Raw genomic sequence first — 24817 nt, 5'->3', positions numbered from 1 at the left:
ATTTAAAAACACCGCACTTTAACCATCAAAAGGAAATTTAGCACAAATTCATTTGGTTGAAACGATACATAATAGCCACCCATAAAAAAAGCGGCAAATGCCGCTTTTTAAGAGGGATAATCCAAACTTTACCACTGGTAACCAACACCTGCTGCAACGCCTGTTTTACCTTGACTATTGGTTGTGCCTGACAAGCGAATATATTCACTTTGCCCTCAAGATTATTCACTTGTCCAGCAAGGTTTGTTACCTCTTTTGCCACGGCATACAACTGGCTTCCGTTAATCGCATCGGTGGAAGTGGCAGAAATTTCGCCATTAGCCATATTGTCAATGACCACGCCTTTACCTTTTGATTGATCATTTGGATCAAGGCTGACAACGTGTTTTTCATCGGTAGAAACTTTAGCATTGCTCACTTCGCCTTTGGTTTTATCCGCAGTACCGTCAGCTTTGGTGTAATACCACTTATCCGCACCATTTTCGGTTACTTTAACAACTTTCTTACCGTTTGCATCCACATTACCAAGTGTCACTTCTGTGTTACTTGCTGTACCATCAGAATTCACTTCATACCATTTTCCGTCAGCTTTTTTAACGATCTTATTACCGTTTGCATCGGTGTTGTAGATTTGCGTTAAAGGCAATTCCACATCGGTTTTCACAAAGGTTGTGGTCACTTTATCGCCGTTTGCATCGGTGCTTTCCACCGTTGCCGCGCTCACTTTGGTATTTAAACCATTAGCAAAACGGACTTTATCGTGGGCATTTACAGTTTCAAGTTTAGTATCAGACAAGGCTTTTTCTTTATCGCCAAACGCTGCTTTCGCTTTTGTTTCATTTGCCAAACCAAGCTCAAAGCCTGATTTCGCAATCGCATCTGCCACTTGGTTACCTGTTACATAGCCAGAACCTTTGTTGGTTAAGGTAGCTTCGGTATTATTGCCGTCAGTAGAAACGATTTTATTGCCTTGAGTTTGATATTTCGCAGTAACTGCATTGCCATTTGTAACTTTCGGTTTACCGGTTGCTGGGTCAATATCCTCTTTGCTGTAATACTTATCGCCAACTTTAACCAAGCTCGTTTCCTTGCCATTGGTTTCTTTGACGGTAAACTCATTCGATTTAACCACTTCGCCTTTAGCCAATTCAAAGGTAATTTCGCGCGTACCGTTATCTAATGTTTTACCGGAAACATTGATACCGTTACCGCTCTTGAATTTCACTTCATTGGCGTTACGCACTTGCGCGTTGTATTCCTTATTGGGTTCTCCTGTGGTTTTGTCCGCAGAAATAACCCAACCCAAGCCGCGCAAATCGCCTACGGTCGCTGCAGTGCTGTCAGCCACCAAGAGATTTTTATTTGCTCCTTTTTCATTCAGATTTAATAAACCGTTATAAGCACCATTCGCATCAAACTGTCTAGTTAAATCAGTTGCAGAATTAGCTGTAGCATCGAAATTAGTATTCGTATCGCCATAAGCATTCAAACCACTCGCAACATTGGTAATCGCTTTATTACCCGCACTAATACCTGATGTAGTTACGCTAATGATGTTTGCATTATTCGTACCTGTTGCACCGCCATTCGCAGGCGTAATGGTTAAGCCGTCTTTGGTAATCTTAGTGGTTGCGCCATTCGCTGTCTTATCTAAAGTAATGCTCGTTAAACCAGTCAAAGTACTATTCAGTGAATAAGTAAAGTTCGCACCATCCTGTTTCACTTCTAAGTTGTCGCCAGCTTTGAAGGTAACTTTGTCGCCTGCTTTAACTTCTTGGTCGCTTGCACCCTCTGCATTACCAGTGCCATCTTTGCCAGCAGTTGCTGTCCAGCTTAAGCTGTTTAAAGCATTTACTAAGCCTTCCGCATTAACCAGCTTTTTCTTGTCGCCTTCATTTGTAATTTCAGCCACTTTACCTTTCGGTTTGTTAGCTTCATTACCACTATTCACAGTAAGTGCGGTCGTATCTGCAACGATTTTTTTCGTTGCAGTATCAACTTTCAAGCCATCGCCAACATTTACATCGTACTTGACAGTGATGTTACCTTTATCATCCTTGCTTACAATCGCAGTGGTCGCATTACCATTATCAAAGGTTACATTTGTGCCTGATGTGACAGTTTCAAACTTGCCAGCTTGACCATTAGCCGTTGTTGTTTTAATTCTCCAACCAGCATTGTTCACTGCATTGATAACAGTCTCTGCAGTCACTAAGCCTTTGCCTTCGTCCATATCTTCAGTTGCAGGGGTAGTATTTGTACCACCTGCTTCTTTATTAGCTTTACCTGTAACTAACTTACCGTCTTTTTCTTTGATAACAGAAGTTTTTGCACCAATTTTAACTTCAGCACCTTTACCATTTGCTTTTTGGGTTACGGTTACTGTTGTAGTTTCGCCATCATCTGTAAAATCCACAGTGTCGTAAGTCGAAACAAAATCAACATTATCAACCACACCACCCGCAGTAGCAGCACCTCTGATATTCCAACCCGCACTCAACACATCTTTCACGCTTGCTGCAAGGTTATGATTTTCAACAGCCACGCCGTTAGTTGCAGTTTTTGTTATACCAGTAATAGTGTCAGTTAAAGTTGAACCAATACCTCTCAATTGAATATTAGTATCGCCATTAACTGCTGTCTCTTTCGCGAAGTTCAAACCATCAGTTGTACTGGTTACATTAACTTTATTACCGTTTGCACCAAGCGATAATTTATCGCTAACGGTTGCAGTTTTTACGTTAAGGTCGTTCGCAAGGGCAAAAGTAATATTTTTACCATCACGTTTGGCTTTTAAGTTTTTACCCGCCTTAAAGGTCAAAGTATCGCCTGCTTTAAGGGCTTGGTCTGCATTATCAGCTTGCTGATTATCATCTAATTCTTCATTAGAGTTTTCCACTTTCACGAAAGTTGCTGCGTCGTTAATCGCCTTAGCAACATCAACCACTGTCGCCACTTTTTTCTTATCTTCAGCAGTTGCTTTTGTAAGGTCTGTTACACCACTCACGGTTACTTTACCGCGCTCGTTAGTATTTGCACCTGCTGCACCTGCCGTAGCTGCATCTGTTTTTACGGTATTAAACTCGCCTTTGGTAACAGACACAGTAATCGTATGTTTACCGTTTTCAGATTTGGAACTAACCGTTGCAGCACCAGATCCAGTAAAGAGAACTTCATCAGCTTGTTTAACTTGATTGCTTTCTTCTTTCGTACTGTTTTTGGTTGATACGACCCAACCCAACTTACGCAAATCGCCTACAGTTGCCGCCGTGCTGTCAGCCACCAACAACTGTTTATTCGCACCTGTTTTTTCATTCAGGTTTAATAAACCGCTATAAGCAGGATCAACGTTTCTATTTAAATCAGTTGCAGAGTTATTCAACGCATCGAAATTAGCATTTGTACTGCCATAAGCATTCAAACCATTTGTAACAGTTTTACTGTTACTCGCCTGAACCGTTGCAGACAACACAGCTAATACAGCGGTTGCCACGGTTGCGGAGGCGCATTTGGTGTGGGTGCGAGTGAGTTCAGATACGACAACCCAAGTTTGAGTCACAACATTCCAAATAACGTTAAAAATTTTGTTCATTTTTATTTACCTTATATTTAATAAAATTAATAGTAAATACACTTTTCTTAGTGAAATTGCGTGCATTCTATTCTACATTTGGAGAATAAAAAAGTGATATTTTGCGAAAAGTTTAGCCTCAAAAAAAAAAAAAAAAAAAAAAAAAAAAAATAAAAAAAAACAAACACTTACACAAAAATCAAATATTTTCAGATAAGTTAATTTATTTTTTATTTAAAATAAGGTTTAGGTTTGTTTATCTTTTATTTCTTTTTAGCAAGAAAAAAGATTAATCATGACTCATTTTAGGTATTTTTTGTTGAAAAGTGCGGTAAAAATTAAAAGAAAAACCTACTTTCTGGCATTGAAAGCAGGTTTTAGGCAAAAGGGAACGGCAATTTATTGAACGATTTCGCCGACAATGCTGCGTGTGGTTTCTTTCACTTCTGTGAGTTTCACTTTTACCATGTCGCCGATTTTATAAGTGCGGTCGCCTTTTATGTAAAGAGCGAGTTCATCAGGATTTAGTTGTATTTCTTCTTTGTTGTTGTGCAAGGTGGCAGCAGGAATGAATAGCGATGCGCCATTTTCGAGCAGTTGTACGCGTAAGCCTGCCCGCATTACATCTTGCACTTCTGCATTAAATTCCACATTTTCAGCCACTTTCGGCGAAAGATAACGGCAATATAGCCAATCGGCAATATCACGTTCGACGAGGCGATTTTGGCGACGGGCCTCTTGCAAACGTGCCAAAACTTCATTTTGTGGTTTTTCGCAAGGCTGTTGGGCAAGCACGGCTTTGATTAAGCGATGATTAACCATGTCAGAATATTTACGAATTGGGGATGTCCAAGTGGCATAGCCCTCTAGCCCCAGCCCGAAGTGCGGTGCTAATTCTGATTTAAATTCGGAGAAGGTTAAATAACGGCGTAGGCGTAGGGCTACATAATCACTTTCTAGATGGTCGATGTCGTGACGCATTTGGCAATAGCCGTTTAAGGTTGCTAAATTTTCTACTGAATAACGCACTGCAAGTTCAGCTTGATTTTGTTCATTAGCTAAATTTGCCATTAAGAAATGATGCGTATTTTCTAAGTATTTTTTATCAAAACCGCTGTGGGTGTTGAAAATGCCTGTTTTTGCCTGTTCGTGTAAAAATTGGGCAGCACAGATGTTGGCGATAATCATTGCTTCTTCCACAATTTGATTGGCAATGCGGCGATATTCTGCTTTGATTTCTTGCACTTTGCCATTTTCTGCCAGCACAAAGGTATAATCGGGTTTTTCTTTAAAGAGTAAGGAATGGGTTTTACGCCATTGTATGCGTGCTTTGGTAAATTGATGTAACCAATGAATTTGTTGTGTAATTTCTGGCGTTTCTGGCTGCCATTGGTTATTGGTTTGTTCTAAATAATCCGAGACGTTGTTGTAAACCAGTTTGGCTTTAGATTGCACATAAGCGGAAACAAAATGCGGTTTGGCTGTGATGTTGCCTGCAAGATCGGTTTCGATATAACAAACCAGTGCGGGGCGAGTTTCATTGGCGATTAAGGAACATAATTCATCGGATAATTCACGGGGTAACATTGGAATGTTAAAGCCCGGCAAATAATTTGTGAAGCAACGCTGTTTTGCTTCTTGTTCAATTTGACAATCTAGGGCGATGTAAGCGGTGGGATCGGCAATGGCGACCACGAGTTTCCAGCCTGTTTGTTCGTTGTTTTGTGTGATGGGTTCGATATATAAGGCATCGTCCATATCCATTGTGCTTTCGGAATCAATGGTTACAAAATGAAGTGCGGTCAGATTTTCACGTGTTTTTTGATCTAACATTTCATAATGTTCTACGCCTTGCACGGGATAGCGAGATTGTTCGTGGCGTGCCAATGTAACCCACCAAGGGGCAAATTCATCATCAGCTCGGCAAATAAATTGATTAATGGTGGCGTAGAAAAAGCGATCGTCACGCAATGGATGGGTTTTTAAATGTGCGACGACCCAGTCGCCCTCTTGCAGTTCTTCTTTTACCGATTTCGCCTGTTGTGCGCCAATGGGTTGATTGATGCTTGGGTGATCCACCAGCACTTGTAATTTGTTGTCTTTATTGAACCGCACTTTTGCGATAAAACGTGTGAGCATTGGCTCTATTAAGGCTTCTGGCTCGGCTTGTTCTTTGTCGCCTTGTTTTTCAATGGTGGCTTTGATTTTGTCGCCGTGCATCACTTTTTTCATTGATGGCGGTGCGATGAAATAGTTTTTTTTATCGCACTCTAAAAAGCCGTAGGCTTTATCTGTGCTTTTTACCACGCCCTCAACCTGTTCTTTGCTGTCGTGGATTTGTTGTTTAAGTTGTGCGAGTAGAGGATTATCTTGAAACATAGTTATTTTGAAACATAGTTATATTTTAAAAAAGCGAAAAGGCAGACTGAAAGCCTGCCTAAAAAGAATGGAAGAAAATTTATTCTTCGCCTAATTCGCCCATTGCCGTAATGCTGAAACCTGCATCAACGTGAACGATTTCGCCTGTAATGCCAGAGGCTAAGTCAGAACATAAAAATGCCGCTGAGTTACCCACATCTTCGATAGTCACAGTGCGACGTAATGCAGCGGTTTTCTCAAAGGTGGAAAGCATTTTTTTGAAGTTTTTAATGCCTGATGCCGCTAAAGTGCGGATTGGGCCTGCTGAAATGGCGTTTACACGAATGCCCTCTTTGCCTAGATCTGCTGCCATTACGCGTGTTGCGGCTTCAAGAGAGGCTTTTGCGAGGCACATTACGTTGTAATTAGGAATTGCACGTTCTGCACCTAAGTAAGAAAGGGTTAATAATGCTGAATTTGGGTTTAAATAAGGGCGTGCCGCTTGTGCCATTGCGACGAAGCTGTATGCACTGATGTCGTGTGCGATGCGGTAGCCCTCACGGGTTGCGGCATTGACGTAATCGCCGTCTAGTTGATCGCCCGGTGCAAATGCGATTGCGTGAACAAAACCATCAAATTTTTCCCAGCGTTTGCTTAATTCTGCAAAGCAAGTTTGAATGCTTTCATCAGTTGCAACATCTAAAGGAAGCACGATGTCAGAGCCAAATTCTTTGGCAAATTCTTCTACACGTGGTTGTAATTTATCGTTTAAATAAGTGAAAGCAAGTTCTGCACCTTGTTCTTTCATTGATTTTGCGATCCCGTAAGCGATGGAACGATTGCTTGCAAGACCTGTGACTAAAATGCGTTTACCTGTTAAGAAACCCATAATTTTTCCTATGTTGTTAGCGTAAAAAACTTGCGTAGTATAAGCGAAAATTTGTTTTTATACAAAGCCGACCAATTTTTAAATTAAACGCGTGGGCTTACACCCACCCTACAATGGAAATGTTATGATAACCATTAAATTTTCCTTAAATTTGTAAAATTGCAAAACCGTAAAATTGTAAAATTGTAGGGTGGGCGTAAGCCCACGCGGTGTTCCATTATAAATTTGTAAAATTGTAGGGTTCTATATAAGGTGTTTTTGCAAAACACGCTATTTTCAAGGATAATACGCCGATTTTTTAATACAATTTGAATGAATAAGAGAAGATTATGGCTTATCCTCAAGAAGTGAATAAACGTCGCACTTTTGCGATTATTTCCCACCCTGATGCGGGTAAAACAACGATTACTGAAAAAGTACTTTTATACGGCAATGCAATTCAAACCGCTGGCTCGGTCAAGGGCAAAGGCTCGGCGGCTCACGCAAAATCTGACTGGATGGAAATGGAAAAACAACGTGGAATTTCGATTACCACTTCTGTGATGCAATTTCCTTATAATGATTGTTTAGTGAATTTGCTCGATACCCCCGGACACGAAGATTTCTCTGAAGATACTTACCGCACTTTAACCGCTGTGGATAGCTGTTTGATGGTTATTGACTCTGCCAAAGGGGTGGAGGAACGTACGATTAAGTTGATGGAAGTCACACGTTTACGTGATACGCCAATTATCACGTTTATGAATAAACTCGACCGTGATATTCGTGATCCGATGGAATTGTTGGACGAGGTGGAAAATGTGTTGAAAATTCGTTGTGCGCCAATTACTTGGCCAATTGGCTGTGGGAAATTGTTTAAGGGTGTTTATCATCTTGCAAAAGATGAAACCTATCTTTATCAATCTGGTCAAGGCTCAACTATTCAAGAAGTTCGTGTTGTTAAAGGTTTAAATAGCCCTGAATTAGATGCCGCGGTTGGCGATGATTTAGCACAACAGCTTCGTGACGAATTGGAATTGGTGCAAGGCGCAAGTAATGAATTTGAGCAAGATGCCTTTATTAAAGGGGAACTTACACCAGTATTTTTCGGGACGGCATTAGGCAATTTTGGAGTGGATCATTTTCTTGATGGCTTAACGCAATGGGCTCCGAAGCCGCAATCTCGTCAAGCGGATACAAGAACGGTGGAAAGTGCGGAAGAAAAATTCAGTGGTTTTGTGTTTAAAATTCAAGCCAATATGGATCCGAAACACCGTGACAGAGTGGCGTTTATGCGTGTTGTTTCGGGCAAATACGAAAAAGGAATGAAACTTAAACACGTCCGTATTGGAAAAGATGTGGTTATTTCTGATGCGCTGACTTTTATGGCGGGCGATCGCGCTCACGCTGAAGAAGCTTACGCAGGCGATATTATTGGTTTGCATAATCACGGTACCATTCAAATTGGCGATACTTTCACGCAAGGCGAAATGCTGAAATTTACAGGCATTCCAAACTTTGCGCCAGAGTTATTCCGTCGCATTCGTTTGAAAGATCCTCTTAAACAAAAACAACTGTTAAAAGGCTTGGTGCAACTTTCTGAAGAAGGTGCAGTGCAAGTGTTTCGTCCATTATTAAACAACGATTTAATTGTGGGTGCTGTGGGTGTGTTGCAGTTTGATGTGGTGGTTTCTCGTCTAAAAACTGAATATAACGTGGAAGCAATTTATGAAAATGTGAACGTTGCCACAGCTCGTTGGGTGGAATGTGCCGATGGGAAAAAATTTGAAGAATTTAAACGTAAAAACGAGCAAAATCTAGCCTTAGATGGCGGCGATAATTTAACCTATATTGCACCAACAATGGTAAATCTAAATTTAGCCCAAGAACGTTATCCCGATGTGGCGTTTTATAAAACGCGGGAGCATTAAAATAACAAAGTGCGGTAAAATTCTGCCGCACTTTTCCAGAAAAAAAGCGTTGAAATTTAATTCAACGCTTTTCTTTTATTTAGAGACTTTTTCTTGTTTTAATCGCCAAAGTTGATAAATATTTACCACAACTAAAAACGCATTTAATAATGCAACAGGATACGCTATGATAATTACGCTGTAAATAACAAATAAAATAGCGCCGATACTATTTACAATGCGTAAATGCACAATAGATTTAAATAAGAAAGATGCAGCAACAAAAAAAGTCGCCATATAACCTAAAAACTCAATAAAATTAAATTCCATTATGTTGTTCTCTTTGATTAAAAATAAAAACATTGGCTATGATAAAAGATTTTTAATGCAAGGAAAAGATAAGAAAAAGAAGCAACCGTTTGCAAGGGAAAATTATATAAAAATAAGTTGAACAAGAGCCATATAGAAAAGTGTGCCTACGGCAATAGATAGAAACATATTTTTCTTCCAGAAATGTAAGCCAAGCACGACTATCCCTGCAAGCAAATCAGGAATGCCGTGATAGCCAGTTAAAATATCAATATTTTTATAGCAATAAACGACAAGCATACCAAACATTGCTGGAGGTAAAACTTTTCCGAGATAACGGATATATTGTGGAATGGGGCGATTAACAGGAAACACAAAAAATGGTAATAAACGTGTAAATTGTACCGCGACTATACAAATTCCGATGGTAATAATTTGTTCTGTTAGTGTCATTTTGTTTCTAATTTAGCTATTCGCATAGTTAAAATTAACCAAATGCTAATTAATGTTGGAATTAAAAAATATTCTTTTCCTATAATAAATAAAAAAACTAATGCGATGCCTAAACCTAATAGAGAGCTTTCGTGGGATTTTTCTTTTAACCAATTTTCGGCAAAAATAACTAAGAATAGTGCTGTCATTGAAAATTCCACACCTTTTAAATTAAAAGGTAAAACAGTACCAAATAAATTCCCCATTGCTGCACCAAGTACCCAATAAATATGTAAATATAAGCTCACAAAAAACATATACCATCCTTTATCTAAGTGCGGTGGGATTTTTGCCATATAATTTAAGGAAAAAGATTCATCTACGAGTGTTGTGATTAAATACCAGCGTTTTTTTCCTATATGTATGCCATATTTTTCTAACATTGATATGCCATAAAAAATTTGTCTGGCACTAATCATTAAGGTAATTAATAATACGCTGATTGGAGAGAAAGGTGCGATAAGTGCGCCTGCCGCAATAAATTCAACAGAACCCGCATAAATAAGTAAAGCCATTAAAGTGGGATATAAAAATCCGAAACCAAGTGCTTTCATATAAATACCGTATGCTATGCCAAGAAATAAAAATCCTGCAATCATTGGTACGCTGTAGGGAAAAGCAGCCTTAGCCGCTTCAGTAATTGGGTTAGGCTGTTGATTTTGTTGAGATAAATTCATTAATTACGTCTATAAATTTAAAACAGAAAGTCCCGGTAAAGTTGAGAAACTTTGAGATTTGACTGTTTGATAAAAATCTTCTAAATAAGAAAGGGATTCGTCTTCTTTGCGAATCGCGGCATATAAGTTGCTGTATAAGCCACTTTTTGTGATTTTTCTTGCCACAACATAACCTTTTTCCAAATAAGGCAAAGCAGCCCAATAAGGCACTGTGGCAATGCCGCGTTTGCTCGCAACAAGTTGAATCATTGCAATAGTAAGTTCTGTTGTACGGCGAGTAGGATTAATGCCTTTTGGTTTAAGCACTTTACGCCATAGATCTAACATATCGTCAGGTACGGGGTAAGTTACCCAAGTTTCATCAATAAAATCTTCTGCTTCCCAAATATCTTTTTCTGCTAAAGAATGATTTTTTGAGCAAATTCCAACCATTTCATAAGAAAAGAGCGGTTTAAAAATAACATCATCATTATGCTCTACTTCTGATACTATCGCCCAATCTGCTCGATGGGAAAGTAATAAGCCAACGGGATCCGTATGAAAGCCAGATACAATATCCAGTTCTACTAGCCCCCAATGCTGACGGAATTCATCCATCGCTGGCATTAACCAATCAAAACAAGTATGGCATTCCACCGCTATACGTAACTGTCCTGCATCGCCGTGTTTTACCCGTGCAAGATCACGTTCAGCATCAATCACTTTCGGTATTACTTCATTCGCAAGACGAATTAAACGCTCTCCCGCTGAAGTAAAACGAAGTGGATTACTTTTACGCTCAAATAAAGGCAAGCCAAATTGTTCTTCTATTAATTTAATTTGGTGAGAAAGTGCTGATTGGGTTAGATATACGCGCTTTGCAGCTAGAGAAACGCTGCCTGTCTCTTTTAAAGCCAATAAAGTTTTAAGATGTCTAAATTCTAGAAAGGTTGGTTTCATTAATAATATTCATATAAAATTAAGAATTAGGGAACCAGTATAATACATTAAAATTAGAAATATGCTAATTAATATTCTATAGAGAAAACAAAAAACCCAGTCATTCAACTGGGGTTGTTCTCTTTCAATTCACATTTGGTAACCCATAGTGCCTTACGCTCACATAGGGAAGTTCTACACTACCATCGAAATTACAGCGTTTCACTTCTGATATACATGAGATATGAAAATTATTTATTAATACCTTTTAAAACGGATAATAGAAGAATCAAAATAATAGAAACAAAAGATAATACAATTGTAAGATTCTCAGAATTATAAGCTACTTCCCTACTAAAATCCAACATTTCGTTACAAAAAACATTAGACCAAGCACACTTACTCAATAAAGGATCTATCATAACTATATTCATGATAAATAAATTTGGAAATATAAATATATAAGCAATATATCTACTCAAATTTAATGAATTTAAACGTTGAATTGAAAATATAATAAGGCCGATAGTAGATGTAACCATAACAATCACCAATCCCCAAGCTATAACTGAATTAACATCACCATCAAATAAATTGTATCTCAGTAAGTAAGATTGACTCCAAGGAAGAAAGAATAATGAAATGGAAATTGTACTATAAATAATAAACTCTATTCTGTCTATTTCTTTCTTAAGAGAAATAAACTCAGACATTTGTGTTTTAATATTTTCAAACCCTTGATTATTATTCATAACTTCTCCTTATTTAACCTTGATATGCAAAATAACCGCATTGATTTCACATCGATAAATAATATGATAATCTGGATTTTCATCAATAATCCTTTTCATAGATTTATCAATCGTTCGCTTTGTGTAATGTAGCAAAACGGTAGCTTTTTGTTCTTTGTCTGAAAGATGGGCTTCTTCTTTTAAAATCACAATTTTAGATTGCACGACTCGATTCAATAATTCGTATGACGTTTCCATTCTAAACCTCTCCAAAGTTAAATTGTTTCTTAGCAGTATGTTTCCTTAGATATGTCAATATCTAAGGACTTTAGTATACTAAAGTGAAAAATACTTTATTTTTGTTCTGATTAGAATAATAAAAATGGGAAGGATAGGAAGGACATAGGTAAAAAAGAAATAGGGTTTTGAAAAATCTTTTCAGGTATATCTATTTGTAAAAAACAAAAACCCCATATCTTTCGACACGGGGTTCTTCTGTTTTTATTTAACTTAGATAAGTATTTGCTAACCTGGCGGTGCCCTACTCTCACATGGGGAAACCCCACACTACCATCGGCATTACAGCGTTTCACTTCTGAGTTCGGTATGGTCTCAGGTGGGTCCACCGCACTATCGCCGCCAGGATAATTCTTTGATAACTCGTCTTTTCTTTTATCTCTCGTCTCTTTTATCTCTCGTTACTCAGTCTTTCCTCTACCTTTCACTCGTTCTTATTGGTCACAAGCTGAACTCGATTTTCTTTCTATTAAGTCTTCTTATTTGATTTGTTTGTCTAGCCTTCTCTTTCGCTCTTTCACAAAAACACTTGAGCGTTGTATAGTTAAGCCTCTCGGGCAATTAGTATCTGTTAGCTCAATGTATCACTACACTTACACACCAGACCTATCTACGTCGTAGTCTACAACAACCCTTACTGACTTAAAGTCAGGGATGACTCATCTCTTGGCAAGTTTCGTGCTTAGATGCTTTCAGCACTTATCTCTTCCGCACTTAGCTACCCAGCAATGCCTCTGGCGAGACAACTGGAACACCAGTGATGCGTCCACTCCGGTCCTCTCGTACTAGGAGCAGCCCCAATCAATCATCCTACGCCCACGGCAGATAGGGACCGAACTGTCTCACGACGTTCTAAACCCAGCTCGCGTACCACTTTAAATGGCGAACAGCCATACCCTTGGGACCTACTTCAGCCCCAGGATGTGATGAGCCGACATCGAGGTGCCAAACACCGCCGTCGATATGAACTCTTGGGCGGTATCAGCCTGTTATCCCCGGAGTACCTTTTATCCGTTGAGCGATGGCCCTTCCATTCAGAACCACCGGATCACTATGACCTACTTTCGTACCTGCTCGACTTGTCTGTCTCGCAGTTAAGCTTGCTTATACCATTGCACTAACCTCACGATGTCCGACCGTGATTAGCAAACCTTCGTGCTCCTCCGTTACGCTTTGGGAGGAGACCGCCCCAGTCAAACTACCCACCAGACACTGTCCGAGACCACGTTTCGTCATCTTCGTTAGAACATCAAACGTTAAAGGGTGGTATTTCAAGGTCGCCTCCACAATGACTGGCGTCACTGCTTCAAAGGCTCCCACCTATCCTACACATCAAAATTCAATGTTCAGTGTCAAGCTATAGTAAAGGTTCACGGGGTCTTTCCGTCTAGCCGCGGGTACACCGCATCTTCACGGCGATTTCAATTTCACTGAGTCTCGGGTGGAGACAGCCTGGCCATCATTATGCCATTCGTGCAGGTCGGAACTTACCCGACAAGGAATTTCGCTACCTTAGGACCGTTATAGTTACGGCCGCCGTTTACTGGGGCTTCGATCAGGTGCTTCTCTTGCGATGACACCATCAATTAACCTTCCAGCACCGGGCAGGCATCACACCCTATACGTCCACTTTCGTGTTTGCAGAGTGCTGTGTTTTTAATAAACAGTTGCAGCCAGCTGGTATCTTCGACTTACTTCACCTTCATCCGTAAGGGACTACAATTACTGTAAGCGCACCTTCTCCCGAAGTTACGGTGCTATTTTGCCTAGTTCCTTCACCCGAGTTCTCTCAAGCGCCTGAGTATTCTCTACCTGACCACCTGTGTCGGTTTTCAGTACGGTTTAGTAAAGCCTTTCGCTTAGTGGCTTTTCCTGGAAGTGTGGTATCAGTTACTTCAGCTCCGTAGAGCCTCGTCATCATCTCTCTGTGTTAAGGAAGTCCGGATTTGCCTAAACTTCCCACCTACCAACTTAAACGCACATATCCAACAGTGCGATAACCTAACCTACTCCGTCCCCACATCGCAGCTTTACCAAGTACAGGAATATTAACCTGTTTCCCATCGACTACGCTTTTCAGCCTCGCCTTAGGGGCCGACTCACCCTGCCCCGATTAACGTTGGACAGGAACCCTTGGTCTTCCGGCGAACGGGTTTTTCACCCGTTTTATCGTTACTTATGTCAGCATTCGCACTTGTGATACGTCCAGCCCACCTCTCGATGAACCTTCTTCCGCTTACACAACGCTCCCCTACCCAACAGGCGTATCACTAATAATCCTCACTCTAAGATGCCCGACTCAACGTTCGGGTTGCTTGAACAACCTTTCATGTCGCTTCGCACCATTCTAGCTTGTTAATCGTAAGGCGTATTAGTGATACGCCTGATGCCGCAGCTTCGGTGCTATATTTCAGCCCCGTTACATCTTCCGCGCAGGCCGACTCGACTAGTGAGCTATTACGCTTTCTTTAAATGATGGCTGCTTCTAAGCCAACATCCTAGCTGTCTAAGCCTTCCCACTTCGTTTCCCACTTAATATAGACTTGGGGACCTTAGCTGGCGGTCTGGGTTGTTTCCCTCTCCACGACGGACGTTAGCACCCGCCGTGTGTCTCCTGAGTATCACTCTTTGGTATTCGTAGTTTGCATCGGGTTGGTAAGCCGGGATGGCCCCCTAGCCGAAACAGTGCTCTACCCCCAAAGGTGTCACCTCAAGGCTCTACCTAAATAGATTTCGGGGAGAACCAGCTATCTCCCGGTTTGATTGGCCTTTCACCCCCAGCCACAAGTCATCCGCTAATTTTTCAACATTAGTCGGTTCGGTCCTCCAGTTAGTGTTACCCAACCTTCAACCTGCCCATGGCTAGATCACCGGGTTTCGGGTCTATACCTTGCAACTCTTCGCCCAGTTAAGACTCGGTTTCCCTTCGGCTCCCCTATTCGGTTAACCTCGCTACAAAATATAAGTCGCTGACCCATTATACAAAAGGTACGCAGTCACCCTTTCAGGCTCCCACTGCTTGTACGTACAAGGTTTCAGGTTCTATTTCACTCCCCTCACCGGGGTTCTTTTCGCCTTTCCTTCACAGTACTGGTTCACTATCGGTCAATCAGGAGTATTTAGCCTTGGAGGATGGTCCCCCCTTCTTCAAACAGGATATCACGTGTCCCGCCCTACTTCTCGTTAGCTTAGTACCACAATATGGTTTTTAGATACGGGATTATCACCCTCTTTGATTGTGCTTCCCAACACATTCTCCTAACCATACTGTTATCACTTACTGGCTCTTTCGCTTTCGCTCGCCGCTACTGACGAAATCTCGGTTGATTTCTTTTCCTCGGGGTACTTAGATGTTTCAGTTCTCCCGGTTTGCCTCAACAAGCTATGAATTCACTTGTTGATAGTAGATTCTTCATCTACTGGGTTTCCCCATTCGGATATCTTGGATTAAACGCCTCTTATCGACTCATCCAAGCTTTTCGCAGATTAGCACGTCCTTCTTCGCCTCTGATTGCCAAGGCATCCACCTTGTACGCTTAGTCACTTAACTATACAACCTCAAATGTTTTCTATCACTTTAAGTTTTCACTTCAAAGTGCGGTCAATTTGATGCGTATTTTCATTCAACTAAACACTTGATTACTTTTGTTCAATCAAGATTTTATGCAAAACAGGTTTTGTTTTTAGAGTTTCCTTTTCAGTTCCCTCCTCTCACTTTCCTATCTTGCCTACTCAGACTTTCTCTCGAAAATCTCTTGTTTTCAGCTTGTTTCCAATTTTTTAAAGAACAGTTGATAAAACTTTTCAGTTATCATCGTTAAATAAACTAAAAAAATTAAATTTAAAATTAAACTTAAAACTAAGAATAAAATAACCTAATATTTAAAATAGCTTAATACTATCTCAATACCTTATTACTTTGTCTTTTTCTAATTTACTTAACGATGATAAGTGGTGGAGATAAGCGGGATCGAACCGCTGACCTCCTGCGTGCAAGGCAGGCGCTCTCCCAGCTGAGCTATATCCCCATTTCATCATAATTTAATAACTAATTATTTACCTTTTAGTTATTATTTATTTACACTACACCTTTCGCTTCACTCACTCTCAGAGTGGTGGGTCTGAGTGGACTTGAACCACCGACCTCACCCTTATCAGGGGTGCGCTCTAACCACCTGAGCTACAGACCCAAGGGTAATGTTTTCTCCTGCTCATTTGTCTACAACTATCAGCCAATCTGTGTGAGCACTCGCTGTTTCTCGTCTTCTGTAAGGAGGTGATCCAACCGCAGGTTCCCCTACGGTTACCTTGTTACGACTTCACCCCAGTCATGAATCATACCGTGGTAAACGCCCTCCTAAAGGTTAAGCTATCTACTTCTGGTACAACCCACTCCCATGGTGTGACGGGCGGTGTGTACAAGGCCCGGGAACGTATTCACCGCGACATTCTGATTCGCGATTACTAGCGATTCCGACTTCATGGAGTCGAGTTGCAGACTCCAATCCGGACTTAGACGTACTTTATGAGATTCGCTCCACCTCGCAGCTTCGCTTCCCTCTGTATACGCCATTGTAGCACGTGTGTAGCCCTACTCGTAAGGGCCATGATGACTTGACGTCATCCCCACCTTCCTCCAGTTTATCACTGGCAGTCTCCTTTGAGTTCCCGACCAAGTCGCTGGCAACAAAGGATAAGGGTTGCGCTCGTTGCGGGACTTAACCCAACATTTCACAACACGAGCTGACGACAGCCATGCAGCACCTGTCTCTAAGTTCCCGAAGGCACAAGCTCATCTCTGAGCTCTTCTTAGGATGTCAAGAGTAGGTAAGGTTCTTCGCGTTGCATCGAATTAAACCACATGCTCCACCGCTTGTGCGGGCCCCCGTCAATTCATTTGAGTTTTAACCTTGCGGCCGTACTCCCCAGGCGGTCGATTTATCACGTTAGCTACGGGCGCCAGAGTTAAACCCCAACCCCCAAATCGACAGCGTTTACAGCGTGGACTACCAGGGTATCTAATCCTGTTTGCTCCCCACGCTTTCGCACATGAGCGTCAGTACATTCCCAAGGGGCTGCCTTCGCCTTCGGTATTCCTCCACATCTCTACGCATTTCACCGCTACACGTGGAATTCTACCCCTCCCTAAAGTACTCTAGTTACCCAGTCTGAAATGCAATTCCCAGGTTAAGCCCAGGGCTTTCACACCTCACTTAAATAACCGCCTGCGTGCCCTTTACGCCCAGTTATTCCGATTAACGCTCGCACCCTCCGTATTACCGCGGCTGCTGGCACGGAGTTAGCCGGTGCTTCTTCTGTATTTAACGTCAATTTGATGCACTATTAACACATCAACCTTCCTCAATACCGAAAGAACTTTACAACCCGAAGGCCTTCTTCATTCACGCGGCATGGCTGCGTCAGGGTTCCCCCCATTGCGCAATATTCCCCACTGCTGCCTCCCGTAGGAGTCTGGACCGTGTCTCAGTTCCAGTGTGGCTGGTCATCCTCTCAGACCAGCTAGAGATCGCAGGCTTGGTAGGCATTTACCCCACCAACTACCTAATCCCACTTGGGCTCATCCTATGGCATGCGGCCTCTCAGTCCCGCACTTTCATCTTCCGATAATACGCGGTATTAGCGACAGTTTCCCGTCGTTATCCCCCTCCATAGGCCAGATTCCCAAGCATTACTCACCCGTCCGCCACTCGTCAGCAAGAAAGCAAGCTTTCTCCTGCTACCGTTCGACTTGCATGTGTTAAGCCTGCCGCCAGCGTTCAATCTGAGCCATGATCAAACTCTTCAATTCAAGTTCAATCGCTCAATAAACTGCTTAGCTATAAATAAAACACTACTTAAAAAAGTAATGATGAATTTTCAGTTAAGCACCTATTAAGACTTCAAAATTAAAAATAGTTTTAAAACAAGTCAATCAACAAGTGCCCACACAGATTGTCTGATATATTGTTAAAGAGCAAAAAAGAACGACGCACTTGGAAACTTAAAAAACTTCACAACAGTGCGTCGTTGTGTGCGATGCATTATAGGGATTTTCAAATCTCTTGCAAGTACTTTTTGCAAAAATTTTTGAAAAACTCGACCGTTTGTTGAAAATACATACGTAAAATACATAATTCCGCCAACAAACGGTTGATTTTTGATCTCAATTTATAAATTAAAGTTTACTTAGATCAACCAAAGCCTCTGGTTTAATATCGGCAATGGTACGATTGCTGGTTAATGTCATCGCTACGCGCATCTCTTTTTTGAAAATGTCGAGCATATTTTCAACACCTTGACGACCTGCTGCCCCTAAAGCATAAACAAATGCTCGACCTAACATTGTTGCATCTGCCCCTAATGCCAACATACGGACTATGTCTAAACCATTGCGAATACCTGAATCGGCAATAATTTTAATATCCCCTTTCACTGCATCGGCAATCGGTGGCAACGCTCTTGCACTTGAAAGCACGCCATCTAACTGACGGCCACCGTGATTTGAAACGACAATTCCATCAGCACCGAAACGCACCGCATCTTTCGCATCTTCAGGGTCGAGAATGCCTTTAATGACCATTGGGCCTTCCCAAAACTCACGGATCCACTCTAAATCTTTCCACGAAATTGATGGATCAAAGTTTTCTGTTAGCCAGCCAATATAGTCATCTAAACCTATTTGTCTACCCATATAAGTTGAAACATTACCCAAGGTGTGCGGTTTGCCTTTGATACCCACATCATACGCCCAGAATGGGTGCGTAAAGCCTTGCAATACACGACGAATTTCTTTGTAGGGGCCGCTCATACCTGAGTGCATATCACGATAACGCGCACCTGGAGTAGGCATATCGACCGTAAACACTAAAGTAGAACAGCCCGCTGCTTTCGCACGCTCAAGCGCGTTTTTCATAAAACCACGATCTTTTAACACATAAAGCTGAAACCACATTGGACGCTTAATCGCAGGGGCGACTTCTTCAATTGGACAAATTGATACTGTTGAAAGGGTAAACGGCACACCTTTATTATCTGCCGCTTGTGCTGCTTGTACTTCTCCACGACGTGCATACATTCCGCACGCCCCAACTGGTGCAAGAATAGTTGGCATTGAAAGTTTTTCACCAAATAATTCTATACTAGTATCCAATTCAGACATATCTTTTAAGACACGTTGTCTTAAAGCAATATTTTCCAAATCACTCACATTACGCGCAAGTGTTTGCTCGGCATAAGAACCGCCATCGGCATAGTGGAACATAAAGGGAGGAACACGGCGGCGCGCCGCTTCACGATAATCGCTAGCTGATGAAATAATCATTTTTACCTCTTATTCAATAAAATAGTGAGAAACCTGATAGGCATTATAACACTATTTTAACAAATTCAATAAAAATCATAATTATTTTGAGAACTAGATCACAATTTATTTTAAAAAAGTGACATATAGAAATGATATAAGTAGAAAAATCACCTATAAAATTAGAAAAAATTGTGAATTTATCAATATCACACAATTAATCTATTAACTTTTAATCTATTTTGATTACTTCCAAAGATTCAAATCCCCATAGATGTAAAGCTTTTTTAAATTGAGATTCTTCGGGAAAATGTGCGGTGCAAAACATTTGATTATATTTTTCATTTTGCGCTTGTAGATTTTTATCATCAAGTAAATATTTGATCCGTTTAGCAATTGCTGCGCTCGGATCCATAAAATATTTAACTTGTGGCAAGCACAACTGAATTTCATCTTTGATGAGAGGAAAATGAGTACAACCTAAAACTAATGTATCCAAATCTGCCATGCCTGCCCACGGAGATAATTCATCTTTTAAGCTAATTAGATCAACGGAATGACCACGAATTTTTTGCTCCGCAATTTCGACTAATTTTGTCGTTCCCAGTCTCTCAACAATACAATCTTGCGCAAATTTATCAATCAACTCATCGATATAATGACGCTTTACTGTACCCTTTGTAGCTAATAAACCAATATGTTTTGTCTTTGTCATTTCTGATGCTGGTTTAATAGCGGGTACAGTCCCAACGATAGGAATATCAAAAGCAGCTCGCAAAGGCGGAAGCACAACTGTACTCGCTGTATTGCAAGCTATCACGATTGCATCTAATGGATAACGTTGATTAATAAGCTGACACGCCGCTAAAGTGCGGTGAATAATACTTTCTTCTTCGCGTTCTGAATAAGGGAAACCAGCATTATCAAAACAATAGAGATAATGCCAATTTGGTAATAGTTTTTTAGCTTCACGATATACGCTAAACCCACCCACTCCAGAATCAAAAAAAAGTACAGTTGGGCGTTTTTCTTTTTTATCCATTTAAAACTCTTTGAAAATTGACCGCACTTTTAAGCGTTCGAGTAAATCTCTTTATTATTTAACCAACGACGAATCAGACTTTCTGCTAGATCTGGGTATTTTTGGATAAGTGATTTCGCATAAAATTGCACCGTTGGTATCATTTTTCTATCTCGCATTAAATTTGCTACTCGCAATTCAGCAATGCCCGTTTGTTTAGTTCCCAGCACTTCACCTGGTCCGCGAATTTCTAAGTCTTTTTCAGAAATAACAAACCCATCTTGGCTATCTCTTAGCACTTGCAAACGTTTTTGCGAAACTTTGCCGAGCGGAGGTTTATACATTAGTACACAAAAAGAAGCCGTGCTGCCTCGACCGACGCGCCCTCGTAACTGATGAAGCTGCGATAAACCTAAACGCTCTGCATTTTCGATAATCATCAAACTAGCATTCGGAACATCAACTCCCACTTCGATGACTGTCGTCGCCACCAATAAATCCAATTCTGCATTTTTAAAACGCATCATGACATCTTGTTTTTCTTGGGGTTTCATGCGCCCGTGCACTAAACCAATATTTAACATCGGTAACGCTTTCGTTAAATCTTCCCAAATCGCTTCAGCTGCTTGAGCTTCTAAAACCTCTGATTCATCAATTAACGTACACACCCAATAGGCTTGGCGTTTTTCATTAACACAAGCGTTTTTTACACGCATCACAATTTCAGCGCGACGTTCTTCAGAAACCACTACGGTTGTTATCGGCGTACGACCTGGAGGCAATTCATCAATAATTGATGTATCCAAATCTGCATAGACGGTCATTGCCAACGTTCTCGGAATCGGTGTTGCCGTCATAATTAACTGATGGGGATAAAATCCTGCTTTTTCGCCTTTTTCACGCAACATTAATCGTTGATGCACCCCAAAACGGTGTTGTTCATCAATAATCACCAATGCTAAGTCGGAAAACTCGACTTCTTCTTGGAATAAAGCATGCGTCCCCACCACCATTTGCACCGCACCAGTTTTGATTTTTTCAAGCTCTGCTTGTCTTGATTTTCCTTTTACTTTACCTGCCAACCAGCCAACTTCAATGCCGAAAGGCTCAAACCAACGTCGGAAATTATTCGCATGCTGTTCTGCAAGAATTTCTGTTGGTGCCATTAAGGCGACTTGTTTGCCGTTATCAATTGCAGTTAAAGCAGCCAATGCGGCAACCAATGTTTTTCCCGAGCCCACATCGCCTTGCACTAAGCGCATCATCGGATAATCTTTGATAAGATCTTGTTCAATATCCAACACCACTCGCTTTTGCGCATTAGTTGGTTGAAATGGCAAGGTGGCTAAAAATCGCTGTTTCAAATCTGTTTGATAATGTAGCGGTAAGGCAGAAAATTGTTGCGTTCCTAACCGCACTTTTTGCATAGCTAAATTATGTGCCAGAAGCTCTTCAAAAATTAATCGTTGTTGTGCAGGATGCTTACCTTGCTCTAACATTTCTAATGAAATATCTGGCGGTGGACGATGCAATAATCGCAATGCCTCTTTTAAGCTATATTGATGTGGATTAAATTCATTAGGCAAAATTTCTGCAATCTTAACTTTGTCGAGTAATGCCAAAGCCTGATCCGTTAATTTTCGTAATGAATTTTGTTTTAGCCCTTCCGTTGTGGAATAAATCGGCGTTAAGGTTTCTTCCAATACTATGGGCGCATTATCTCGCACAATTTGATATTCTGGATGATGAATTTCTGGCATGTGACGCCCACGTTTCACTTCGCCAAAAGCCTTTACTCGCACGCCAACTTGAAAACTATTACGCATTCCCGCATTAAAATTGAAAAAACGTAACATAATTTTCGATGTGCCGTCTGACAAACTGACCGATAAAATCGGGCGACGGCCAAAAGTGACTTCACAGGTTTGTACAATTCCCTCTATAGTAAAATATTGTTCAGGGCGAAGATTAGCGATTGGCGTAATTCGCGTACGATCTTCATAGCGAATAGGTAAATGAAAGAGTAAATCCTGCAGGTTATGAATGCCGATTTTAGCCAGTTTATTAGAAATGGCAGCCCCCACACCAGAAAGGCTGGTCAAAGGCACGGCATCGAGAAGTTCAAGGCTCATAGCTCATTAATATTGCGTTTGACATTAACGACGCCAGTGATGCCTTTAATACGATGAACGATATTGGCAAGGTGTTTGATATCTTTTACACAAACTTGCAAAATCACAAGCAATAAATTGTTCTCTAATTCTTCCGTCCAAATATTTTGGAGACTGCCTTCGCTAGCTGAAATTGCGGTCATTAAACTAAGCAAGGCATTCTGCTCATTCAATATTTCTACTTGTAATTCAGCCTCAAAATTCACCGCACTTTGAACGTTATCCCATTTAGCCAACGATTGACGACAAGCATTTTTCAAACTTGCACAATGTTGATGGTGTACCACAACTGTATTTTTTTCTGTACAACATCCCACAATAGGATCACCTAGGATTGGATGGCAACATTGCGCAAATTGTGTTTTACCCACTTGCATTGGTGCAATAGTGAGTATTTTTGATTCAAATTCGAGATTCTTAGTATTAGCAGATTCTAACGGCACGCCCACAAATTGATGCGCAATCATGGAGGCTGACTGATTACCTAAACCAATTTCTCGTAATAATTCATCTAAAGAAGAAAGGGCTAAAGCATCTAATACAGTGCTAATTTTTTGAATAGAAAAATCACCTAAATTATGAGGCTGTAATGCTACATTAAGCTCAACTTCGCCTAATTTCACCGCATCCTCTTCACAACGCTGTTTGAGATAATGGCGAATCCGTGTTTTCGCACGAGCCGTTACCACAAAATTTAACCATGCGACTTCAGGATGCGCATTTGGATCGGTGATGATATTGACCGTTTGACCAGACTCAAGGGCTTGTGAAAGTGGATAAGGTTTATGCTCAACAGTCACGCCAACACAAGTATTCCCCACATCTGAATGCACAGCATAAGCGAAATCTACTGCTGTTGCGCCCATTGGTAATTCAACAATTCGACCTTTTGGCGTAAAAACATAAATTTCTTTCGGGAAAAACTCTGATTTTACATTCTCAATAAACTCAAACGAATTACCTACACTTTGTTGAATTTCGACCAAACTTTGCAACCAGCGTTGTGCGCGGATTTGTGCGGTTGTACTATCGTTTTTACCATTTTCTTTATAAACCCAATGCGCAGTAATGCCCATTTCTGCGACTTGTTCCATATCCTCAGTATGGATATGAACTTCTACGGGAACACCTTTCGGCCCAATCATTGAAGTTTGCAAAGATTGATAGCCATTTGCTTTAGGTACGGCGATATAATCCTTAACTCGACCAGGGCGTGGCTTATAAAGATTATGCATTTGCCCCAAAACGCGATAACAATCATCAACATTCTTTACAATCACACGGAACGCATAAATATCCATAATAGAGTGGAATTCTTGATCCTTTATGCGCATTTTTTGATAGATCTCGTAAAGATGTTTTTCACGTCCCCACACTCGGGCAAAAATGCCTGCGTTTTCTAACCGCACTTTAATCTCTTGTGAAATACGTTCGATTAAATCTTGTCGATTACTCCGCGCCACATCAACGAGTTTTTTTAACACCTCATAACGATGTGGATGCGTTGCTTGAAAAGATAAGTCTTCTAATTCATTTTTGATATGCTCAATACCTAAACGATGAGCAAGCGGACAATAGATTTCAAGCGTTTCTTTCGCAATACGGCGGCGTTTATCTGGTCGTAACGAACCAAGCGTGCGCATATTATGCGTGCGGTCAGCAAGCTTGATTAACACAACGCGAATATCACGCGTCATCGCCAAAATCATTTTGCGAAAATTCTCGACTTGTGCTTCTTGGCGAGTACGAAATTTCAACTTATCGAGTTTTGATACACCGCCCACAATTTCAGCCACACTGGCACCGAACTCGTCTTTCAGTTGGTTTTCCGTATAAGGTGTATCTTCAATAACATCGTGCAAAAGCGCAGCCATTACCGCTTCGTGATCTAAGTGAAGTTGAGCAATAATGGAGGCTACCGCCACAGGATGGGTAATGTAAGGTTCGCCGCTGGAGCGAAATTGTCCTTCGTGCGCATCTCTTGCAATCACAAACGCACGCTTGATGAGTTCAATTTTATCTGCGGGCAAATACCCTTGAATAATTCGATCTAAATCCGCAAACAGTTCCAAAGGAGACCTACTTATCGTTGAAAAATATCGCCTAGGGTAAGTAGACCCTAGCTTAACTAAACATTACCCCTTTGGGGTAGAAATTACGTTCCCCAAAGGGGTACAACTATAACCATAATTAA

At 41.0% G+C, this 24817-nt stretch carries 14 protein-coding genes, 2 tRNA genes and 3 rRNA genes; 1 reads left to right on the top strand and 18 read right to left on the bottom strand.

Translation table 11 applies throughout. From position 1 onward, the window contains the following. Window positions 1-37: 37 nt before the first annotated feature. From hia to K6J66_RS05490, 3 genes are all read right to left on the bottom strand, one after another. Window positions 38-3592: an autotransporter adhesin Hia gene (gene hia / locus K6J66_RS05500; protein ID WP_425514514.1), complete on the bottom strand. Its 3555-nt coding sequence runs from the start codon at window positions 3590-3592 to the stop codon at window positions 38-40. Between the two features lie 378 nt (window positions 3593-3970). After that, window positions 3971-5950, bottom strand: coding sequence for an exoribonuclease II (rnb, locus tag K6J66_RS05495; protein WP_038439641.1), 1980 nt, complete (start codon window positions 5948-5950; stop codon window positions 3971-3973). A gap of 79 nt (window positions 5951-6029) precedes the next feature. Beyond that, window positions 6030-6818 carry an SDR family oxidoreductase gene (locus K6J66_RS05490; protein WP_038439640.1) on the bottom strand — a complete coding sequence of 263 codons (789 nt, stop codon included), beginning with the start codon at window positions 6816-6818 and terminating at the stop codon, window positions 6030-6032. Window positions 6819-7147: 329 nt separating this feature from the next. On the opposite strand from K6J66_RS05490, the gene prfC reads away from it, so the two are divergent. Further along, window positions 7148-8728: a peptide chain release factor 3 gene (prfC, locus tag K6J66_RS05485; protein ID WP_038439639.1), complete on the top strand. Its 1581-nt coding sequence runs from the start codon at window positions 7148-7150 to the stop codon at window positions 8726-8728. A gap of 75 nt (window positions 8729-8803) precedes the next feature. Here the strand turns inward: prfC and K6J66_RS05480 are convergent, their stop codons facing one another. The 15 genes from K6J66_RS05480 to spoT form a co-directional block, all read right to left on the bottom strand. After that, window positions 8804-9037 (bottom strand): YgjV family protein, encoded by a 234-nt coding sequence (locus K6J66_RS05480; protein ID WP_038439638.1) that lies wholly within the window; start codon window positions 9035-9037, stop codon window positions 8804-8806. 102 nt (window positions 9038-9139) lie between these two features. Then, window positions 9140-9469: a branched-chain amino acid transporter permease gene (locus K6J66_RS05475; RefSeq protein ID WP_005670246.1), complete on the bottom strand. Its 330-nt coding sequence runs from the start codon at window positions 9467-9469 to the stop codon at window positions 9140-9142. Next, the gene (gene azlC, locus K6J66_RS05470; RefSeq protein ID WP_038439637.1) at window positions 9466-10185 is read right to left on the bottom strand and encodes an azaleucine resistance protein AzlC; all 720 of its coding nucleotides are present in this window, start codon (window positions 10183-10185) and stop codon (window positions 9466-9468) included. Before azlC ends, K6J66_RS05475 begins: the two co-directional genes overlap by 4 nt. Window positions 10186-10194: 9 nt before the next feature. Then, window positions 10195-11124, bottom strand: coding sequence for a LysR family transcriptional regulator (locus tag K6J66_RS05465; protein WP_038439636.1), 930 nt, complete (start codon window positions 11122-11124; stop codon window positions 10195-10197). 230 nt (window positions 11125-11354) lie between these two features. Further along, window positions 11355-11855 carry a hypothetical protein gene (locus K6J66_RS05460; RefSeq protein ID WP_005667095.1) on the bottom strand — a complete coding sequence of 167 codons (501 nt, stop codon included), beginning with the start codon at window positions 11853-11855 and terminating at the stop codon, window positions 11355-11357. 9 nt (window positions 11856-11864) lie between these two features. Next, the gene (locus tag K6J66_RS05455) at window positions 11865-12092 is read right to left on the bottom strand and encodes a hypothetical protein (protein ID WP_005667093.1); all 228 of its coding nucleotides are present in this window, start codon (window positions 12090-12092) and stop codon (window positions 11865-11867) included. A gap of 270 nt (window positions 12093-12362) precedes the next feature. After that, window positions 12363-12478, bottom strand: a 5S ribosomal RNA gene (gene rrf, locus K6J66_RS05450). Window positions 12479-12671: 193 nt separating this feature from the next. Beyond that, window positions 12672-15681, bottom strand: a 23S ribosomal RNA gene (locus K6J66_RS05445). Between the two features lie 402 nt (window positions 15682-16083). Next, a tRNA-Ala gene (locus K6J66_RS05440) sits at window positions 16084-16159 on the bottom strand. An 85-nt stretch (window positions 16160-16244) separates the two neighbouring features. After that, window positions 16245-16321 (bottom strand) — tRNA-Ile (locus K6J66_RS05435). Between the two features lie 79 nt (window positions 16322-16400). Continuing rightward, window positions 16401-17940, bottom strand: a 16S ribosomal RNA gene (locus K6J66_RS05430). The 16S, 23S and 5S rRNA genes sit together here with 2 tRNA genes alongside, the layout of an rRNA operon. Before the next feature lie 366 nt (window positions 17941-18306). Beyond that, the gene (gene lldD, locus K6J66_RS05425) at window positions 18307-19452 is read right to left on the bottom strand and encodes an FMN-dependent L-lactate dehydrogenase LldD (protein WP_005649913.1); all 1146 of its coding nucleotides are present in this window, start codon (window positions 19450-19452) and stop codon (window positions 18307-18309) included. Window positions 19453-19663: 211 nt separating this feature from the next. Beyond that, the gene (gene murI / locus K6J66_RS05420) at window positions 19664-20473 is read right to left on the bottom strand and encodes a glutamate racemase (RefSeq protein WP_038439635.1); all 810 of its coding nucleotides are present in this window, start codon (window positions 20471-20473) and stop codon (window positions 19664-19666) included. A 29-nt stretch (window positions 20474-20502) separates the two neighbouring features. Beyond that, window positions 20503-22584, bottom strand: coding sequence for an ATP-dependent DNA helicase RecG (recG, locus tag K6J66_RS05415; protein WP_038439634.1), 2082 nt, complete (start codon window positions 22582-22584; stop codon window positions 20503-20505). Next, window positions 22581-24695 carry a bifunctional GTP diphosphokinase/guanosine-3',5'-bis pyrophosphate 3'-pyrophosphohydrolase gene (spoT, locus tag K6J66_RS05410; RefSeq protein WP_038439633.1) on the bottom strand — a complete coding sequence of 705 codons (2115 nt, stop codon included), beginning with the start codon at window positions 24693-24695 and terminating at the stop codon, window positions 22581-22583. The genes recG and spoT overlap by 4 nt, the downstream gene beginning before the upstream one ends. Window positions 24696-24817 lie beyond the last annotated feature (122 nt).

Origin of the sequence: Haemophilus influenzae (assembly GCF_019703545.1) — a bacterium.
In the GTDB taxonomy this organism is placed as follows: domain Bacteria; phylum Pseudomonadota; class Gammaproteobacteria; order Enterobacterales; family Pasteurellaceae; genus Haemophilus; species Haemophilus influenzae_E.
The sequence above is the reverse complement of the archived record's forward strand: the minus strand, read 5'-3'. Positions and strand labels throughout refer to the sequence as shown.